The organism is Siminovitchia sediminis, from assembly GCF_042680885.1.
In the GTDB taxonomy this organism is placed as follows: Bacteria; Bacillota; Bacilli; order Bacillales; family Bacillaceae_C; genus Siminovitchia; species Siminovitchia sediminis.
Map to the genome: position 1 here is coordinate 1 of NZ_JBHUEO010000021.1, position 7262 is coordinate 7262.

General features: G+C 44.8%; 6 protein-coding genes and 1 pseudogene. 5 read left to right on the plus strand and 2 right to left on the minus strand.

The annotated features are described in order from the left end of the window. Nucleotides 1-370 (minus strand): transposase (locus tag ACFSCZ_RS09155; protein WP_380773617.1); only part of this gene is annotated, 370 nt, incomplete at its 3' end. Nucleotides 371-1126: 756 nt separating this feature from the next. Here ACFSCZ_RS09155 and ACFSCZ_RS09160 point away from each other — a divergent pair. The 5 genes from ACFSCZ_RS09160 (at nt 1127) to ACFSCZ_RS09180 (ending at nt 7118) form a co-directional block, all read left to right on the plus strand. Next, entirely contained in the window at nt 1127-2494 is a 1368-nt protein-coding gene (locus ACFSCZ_RS09160) for an NCS2 family permease (protein ID WP_380773611.1), read from the plus strand. Nucleotides 2495-2509: 15 nt separating this feature from the next. After that, complete coding sequence (ade, locus tag ACFSCZ_RS09165) at nt 2510-4261, plus strand: adenine deaminase (protein ID WP_380773612.1); 1752 nt, start codon at nt 2510-2512, stop codon at nt 4259-4261. Nucleotides 4262-4910: 649 nt separating this feature from the next. Further along, entirely contained in the window at nt 4911-6101 is a 1191-nt protein-coding gene (gene alr, locus ACFSCZ_RS09170) for an alanine racemase (RefSeq protein WP_380773614.1), read from the plus strand. Between the two features lie 380 nt (nt 6102-6481). After that, the gene (locus tag ACFSCZ_RS09175) at nt 6482-6763 is read left to right on the plus strand and encodes a CopG family ribbon-helix-helix protein (protein ID WP_380773615.1); all 282 of its coding nucleotides are present in this window, start codon (nt 6482-6484) and stop codon (nt 6761-6763) included. 4 nt (nt 6764-6767) lie between these two features. Further along, nucleotides 6768-7118 carry a type II toxin-antitoxin system PemK/MazF family toxin gene (locus tag ACFSCZ_RS09180; RefSeq protein ID WP_380773616.1) on the plus strand — a complete coding sequence of 117 codons (351 nt, stop codon included), beginning with the start codon at nt 6768-6770 and terminating at the stop codon, nt 7116-7118. Here ACFSCZ_RS09180 and ACFSCZ_RS09185 read toward each other — a convergent pair. Next, a pseudogene (locus ACFSCZ_RS09185) lies at nt 7112-7262 on the minus strand (hypothetical protein); the annotation flags it as partial. The gene ACFSCZ_RS09180 and the pseudogene ACFSCZ_RS09185 overlap by 7 nt on opposite strands.

Consider the following 7262-nt stretch of genomic DNA (forward strand, 5'->3'; position numbering starts at 1 on the left):
GGCCCTGTGCCTGGAGAACAATTTCATCGAAGATCTCCTGGAAGATGTCAGTATCCTTGAATCTATTACAGCGATTCCAGCTTATGGTGGAATGATGTGGCACCGGATCCGTCAAGCGAAGGCCTAAAAACCAGCGATAGGCTACGTTCGTCTGGATTTCTTTCTCTAGCTGACGTTCCGAACGGATACCAAAGAAATAACCGATAAACATCATTTTAAATAGAACGATTGGATCTAACGAAGGCCGGCCATTGTCTTCAGAGTAGTAAGGCTTGACCTTATCAATAATAAAAGAAAAATCAATATGCCGATCAATTTTTCTGAGGAGATGATCTTGGGGAACCAAATCTTCTAGACAAACAAATTCCATCTCATTTTGAATGCTTGATTTTGTATGGAGCAACTTTATCACCGCCATATTTTGTTATTTTTATTTTAACAAATTAAAACGGTGAAAGAACAAATATTATAAATAATTAAAAAGGCTGTCGAGGGTTTCTCGACAGCCTGCGGACCCTTTTTGTAAGGGTCCTTTTTTTACACTCAGTCCGGTTCCAGTGAACAGTATGTGTGCGCACGTTTGGGAGGCAGATCCGGGGACGGGAACCCGCCTTTTCTCTGAATAAGCTCGAAGCCTATAACCCGGCAAACGGTCAGTCAGCATAGAGCGGTCATGAGCCAGGCTGAATCCCGCAAAGTTGAAATGGTGTAATGAAGATACACTGCTTGCCTGCAGGGTGAAAAAGATCCTGGGCCGGCGCATCTTGTGGTTGTCCTTTTAGGATGTTCGTCTTGATATGTTTTTTTATAAAAAGTCCCCATGAGACGGCTTATTTTTAAAATAAGGAGTTGTACGATTGAAAAAAAGTGGTATAATAGTCCCTAACTATTATAAATATTTAGAACTTTTAATAATTGTAATGAAGCTTGCCCCTTCTTGACCTCCATTTATGGAGGGAGTCCCTTTTTAAGGATCGTCACGGAGGAGGTGAGCATTTTGATACGAAAAAAACCAGCAGGAGGTGTACACAGGTCCGGCAGGGGGCTCAATGCATCACTTGAAATCGCTTACAGAAAAAAGAATGATTGATCCAGTTTAATCTTTAAACAAAGGAGCGATCTGAATATGGGCATGACGGAAAAAGAATTGGGAGCCGGTGCTCCGCCCCCGGAACAGAACAGTCTTTTGGAAAGGCTGTTTAAATTGTCGGAAAGGAATACGAATGTCCGCACGGAACTGCTTGCGGGGCTGACTTCCTTTTTGACAATGAGTTACATTATTTTCGTAAACCCTGCCATTCTGTCGGATGCCGGGATTCCGAGAGAAGCGGCTTTGGCAGCTACTATTTATGCTAGTGTGTTTTGTACAATTTTAATGGCACTATGGGCCAACTATCCGGTTGCCGTAGCTCCGGGGATGGGCCTGAACGCTTTCTTTGCCTATACGGTTGTTCTCGGGCACGGCTTGACATGGCAGACGGCATTGGGAGCAGTATTTATTTCAGGTGTCCTTTTTCTGATTTTAACTGTCACAGGGGTACGCCAGAAAATCGTGGATGGGGTCCCCGATGTCTTGAAATCGGCCATCGGCGTCGGGATCGGGCTGTTTATTGCCTTTATCGGTTTTTCTAATGCTGAGCTGATCGTAGCAGATGAAGCAACTTTTGTAGCTCTTGGAGATGTCACAAGTTTGGGGCCGATTCTTGCCCTGATTGGGTTCGTTATCGCAGCTGTACTGACGGCGAAAAAGGTAAAAGGAGCCCTCCTCATCAGTATTTTGGGAACAAGTATCATTGCCATGATCACCGGGTTCATTGCATTTCCTAAAGGAATTGGCGATATTGTCTCCCTCAATTTGCCAAGCATGTCCGAGACATTTTTAGCAATGGATATTAAAGGAGCCATAGCCTACGGGATCATCTCTGTCATCTTTTCATTTACAATCGTAGAGTTATTTGATAACTTGGGAACATTAATCGGGTTGACAAAAAAAGCCGGGCTTGTACAGGAAGACGGAAAAATCAAAAACTTGGACCGTGCCCTTCAGGCTGATGCGGTCGGCACAATGGCAAGCGCAACGTTCGGAAGCACTGCCCTGAACGCTTACGTGGAGAACGCCACAGGTATTCAGGAAGGCGGAAAAACCGGGCTGACGGCGCTGACAGCGGGGATGTTATTCCTTTTGGCACTGTTTTTTGCTCCGCTGATTGTCTTTGTTCCATCGGTAGCAACGGCTCCCATCCTTATTCTGGTTGGAGCACTCATGCTCGGTGAGATCAAAAACATCAGCTTTGAGGACTTTACAGATGTCATCCCCGTGTTCCTGACGATTATCTTGATGCCTCTCACGTATAGTATCGCTACAGGACTGGCCTTCGGATTTATTTCTTATACACTATTAAAACTTCTGACAGGCAAAGCGAGCCAAATCCATTGGATCATGTATGTTGTGAGTGCGGCATTTATCATCAACTTTATCATGGGCGGACATTAAAGAGAGGGATCTGATTTGACTTTTACTAAAGAAATGTTGAAAAAGAGAATTGACGTGGCAGCAGGAAGAGTTCCTGCTGACCTTGTGATTAAGAACGGAAAAGTCGTCAATGTGTTTACGAGAGAGATTATTACGGAAGACGTGGCTATTGTCGATGGATATATTGCCGGAACGGGAAAATTTGAGGGGATAGAAACGGTGGATGCAACCGGAAAATATGTGGTGCCCGGTTTTATTGACGGGCACGTCCATATTGAATCCGCCATGGTTACTCCTCCTGAGTTTTCCAACGTCGTGCTGCCGCATGGTGTAACTACCATTATTGCGGATCCTCATGAAATTGCCAATGTGTCCGGGACGGCCGGTATTGATTATATGCTGGAGTCTTCAGAGAATATACCGCTTGATGTTCTGCTGATGCTGCCATCGTGCGTTCCTTCCACCCCTTTTGAAAATGCAGGCGCTTCACTGGAGCATACTGATTTGGAACCTTACTATTCCCACCCCAGGGTGCTCGGACTGGGAGAAGTCATGGATTTTCCTTCTGTTCTTTACAAGGAGGATAAAATGCTGGATAAGGTTATCGATGCCGCGGAAAAAAACAAACATATTGACGGCCATGCTTCCGGAGTGGATGAGGATGGAATCAATGTCTATATGGCTGCCGGCATCAGAACCGACCATGAATGCGTCACTGCTGAAGAGGCCCTCGTACGGATGAGGAAAGGCATGTATGTCATGCTGCGGGAAGGTTCTGCGGCAAAAGATTTAGTCACATTGCTGAAAGCGGTGAATGAGGAGAACGCCCGCCGTTGCCTGTTTGTGACGGATGACAAGCACTTGGATGAAATTATTGATGAGGGCAGTATTGATTTTAATATCAAAACGGCTATCCGAGAAGGATTGGACCCTGTGTTAGCTATTCAAATGGCCACCCTGAATGCTGCGGAATGTTTTGGACTGAAGACAAAAGGGGCAATTGCCCCGGGATATGAAGCAGATCTATTGCTATTGCATGACTTGGAGTCAATACACATTGATCGTGTATATAAAAGCGGGAAACTGGCAGCGGACAATGGCGAAGTCATCCAAACGGCAAAAACATTTGCCGCTCCGCTCCCGATCGTTACCGACAGCGTCAATATAGGCCCTGTTTCTCCGGAAGATGTAAAGATCCGAATGATGGAAGGAAAGATGGCAAATCTTATTGGAATCAGGCCGAAAATGATTGTGACCAAGCACCTCGTGGAAGAGGTGGATGTCGTGGATGGTCATTTTCAGCCGAGCATTGAGAAGGATCAGCTGAAAATTGCTGTCATTGAACGCCATTACCGTACGGGCAATATTGGGCTGGGGATCATTAAAGGTTTAGGCATTCAACATGGTGCGATCGCTTCAACGGTTGCCCATGACTCTCATAATATTGTAGCGGCCGGAACAAACGATACCGATTTATTGAAGGCCATTCAAAAGACAGCTGATATGAAAGGCGGTCTGGCTGTAGTAGAAGGCGGAAAGGTCATTGCATCCCTGCCTCTGCCGGTCGCAGGCTTAATGTCGGATATGAATTACAGACTCACTAATGCCCAAATTATAAAACTGAATGAATCTCTGAAGCAAATAGGGTGTTCCATGGACTTTAACCCCTTCATCACATTGGCTTTCCTTGCTTTGCCGGTTATACCCGAACTGAAGCTGACGGATACGGGCCTTTTTGATGTAAAAACATTTCAGCATATCGATATAGAAGCTGTCGGAGTCAAATAATGTTCATCGGCCCCCGTGCCAACGGGGGCCTATCTTCCCAAGTGAGCGATGCGTCTGTATTTGCACCCCGCTTTTATATGGGCTGTGAAAGGCTCTTAAAGCCAACAGAAGCACCATAGGACCAGGGGTGGTGATCGGTGCCATGGATCCCGAAAAAAGATCGTAGTGCTAGGGATGGTCGTCATGAAAGGTTCATAAAGCCCTAAAAAGTATTTAAAGGTCCTTGGAAGATCGCCGAGAATGAGAGATTGCCAAGAAGAGTTAGTATCAAAGGCCTCGAATGGCCGCGAAGAATGAGTTAAGAAGCCCAAAAAGCGCAAAAGGCTTTGAGATGGTCGCCAATAAAAGTTCATAAATCAATCCCTAAAAAGTATTGAAGCCCCCGATAGTCGCCAAGAATGATTTAAAAGTAGCAAAGTCCAGGAATCGCGCTCATAAACCAGTTTTACCATGATGTCGCCAATAAAGGTGCAGGATCCCAGAGAATTTGACCCTTCTGAAGGGCGGAAATCGCCTTTCCCCCTCGCGTTTATCCTTTTTTTATGACGAAAATGTAACAAAAATAAAATTAAAATTCATTTGACATATGCGGGAGGGGATTGAATAATCAAATAGGAGTCAATTTGATTTCCTGGGGAGCGTGACTTTTTTGATTGACCAAACCCAATATTATCGAGATACGTGGGCAGAAATAGATTTGGAAGCCTTGCGTCAAAATGTAAAATCCATCCGTGACGGGCTGCCTCGGGAAACAAAGATGTTTGCTGCGGTTAAAGCAAATGCCTATGGACATGGAATTGTCCAAATAGCAAAAGAAGCCTTACAGGCAGGTGCCCACGGGTTGGTGGTCGCTTTGCTGGATGAAGCATTGGTTCTTAGACAAAGCGGAGTACAAGCCCCGATTCTTGTCCTGGGCCTGATCCGTTCGGCAGATGCAGGCGTAGCGGCAAGGCATGATATTTCCGTACCGGCCTTCCAAATGGACTGGCTGAAAGAGGCTATGGAAGCGATCGATCCTGCTGATCCTCCGCTCAAACTCCATATAAAGTGTGATACCGGAATGGGCCGTATCGGACTGAAAAGTGAAGCAGAATTAAAAGACATTGAGCAATTTATTTATAGACATCATGATTTTTTTGAGTTGGAAGGGATTTTCACCCATTTCTCTACCGCTGACCAAATGTCTGAGGTTTATTATCAGCGGCAATTGGCTTTATTTAAAACATTCGTTTCTTCGCTGCAACAAACACCTCCTTACGTACATGCTGCAAATAGTGCAGGTGCCCTTTGCCATACCGATTCTTTGTTTAATGCTGTCAGGGTCGGCATAGCTATTTACGGGCTGTCTGTCTCGCAGGAGAGGCCTCCTTCTGTTAAAAGAAAACAAGTATTTTCTCTGCATACAAAAATCGTACATGTCAAGAAAATCAATCCAGGTGAAAGCATAAGCTATGGAGCGGGGTACAAGGCAAAAGATGAAGAGTGGATTGCCACAATTCCTGTCGGATATGCGGATGGCTGGCTGCGTAAATTGGAAGGACAGCGTGTGATTGCCGGCGGAAGGCGTGCGTACATTGTAGGTCGGATCTGCATGGATCAAACGATGATCAAACTGCCGGAATATATGCCTGTCGGGACGAAGGTTACGTTGATTGGTGGACAAGGGCAGGGAGATTTTATTCCTGTCGAAGAAATTGCCGGCAAGCTGGAAACGATCAATTATGAAGTGACATGCACGATTAACTTTCGGGTGCCGCGTATATACAAAAATGGCTGCCAGACTTCAGAGGTGGAAAATAAACTGCTTGCAGGTGCACCGTCAGTGGATAAGAAGGACTAATATTTGTCAAATCACAGAAGAATGACATTCTATGCGAGTTTCTGTCTTTTGTAAAAAATGCCTCGGCTTCAACGGCCAGGCCATTTACTTTTCAGCTGTTGCTTTAAAAAAATTAAAAAATTTGCTGAATAAAGAAGGAGTTATGACAAAAATGCAGAATTTATGTATAAGGCATTCTTTGTTATGACGATAATATGAAGAAATGTTAATATTTTGAAGCCGTGTCAGGCCAGTATTGCCAGTAAATGAATGATTTGTCCTTATTTGTTTTATGAAATGTTCTTTGCACCATGAATGATTGATGTTATGATGGTATGTGGATTAATCTTAATTACTACATGAAATGAAAATGGCTTGTATTTATGGTGGAGGTGTAGTTGGTGTCTGAATCCAGCGCAACAACAGAAATTGTCATTCGTTTACCACAGCAGCTCTTGGCAGAGTTGGACGGATTTGTGGAGCAGGAAAATCTTAACCGAAATGAATTTATTTATCGGGCTACAAAAATGTACATTCGGGAGCGGAGAAAACGCCATATCGTTGAATCGATGAGACGCGGCTACATGGAAATGGCAAAGATTAACCTGGCTATCGCAACGGAGGCTATACAGGCAGAATACGAGGCAGAGCATACTGTCGAGCGGCTTGTAAGCGGGGGATGATCTGTTGGTCGTTAAACGGGGTGATGTGTTTTTCGCCGATTTATCCCCAGTAGTTGGTTCGGAACAAGGCGGAGTCAGGCCGGTGCTGGTTATCCAGAATGATATTGGAAACCGGTTCAGCCCCACAGTCATTGTTGCAGCCATTACTGCACAAATCCAGAAAGCGAAGCTGCCCACACATGTGGAGATCGATGCAAAGCGTTATGGTTTTGAACGGGATTCAGTCATACTGCTTGAACAGATTCGAACGATCGACAAGCAGCGTCTTACTGATAAGATTACGCATCTTGATGAAGAAATGATGGAGAAGGTGGATGATGCCTTGCAAATCAGCTTAGGCCTCATCGCTTTTTGAGACGCTTTTTTAGCGTCTCTGGATGTCGCCTGCTTGGATTTAGAAGCATTTGCACTGAATCTTGCAATAAACGCTTGAAGTTCTTTTATTTTTTCTTCTTTCTTTTTGTTTGCTTCTTGGGCCATTTTTTGGGCCAGCTGGCTG

What these genes read in the sequence shown, in the direction of transcription:
- ACFSCZ_RS09160 (WP_380773611.1), top strand. Translation starts at nt 1,127, where the DNA reads ATGGGCATGACGGAAAAAGAATTGGGAGCCGGTGCTCCGCCCCCGGAA.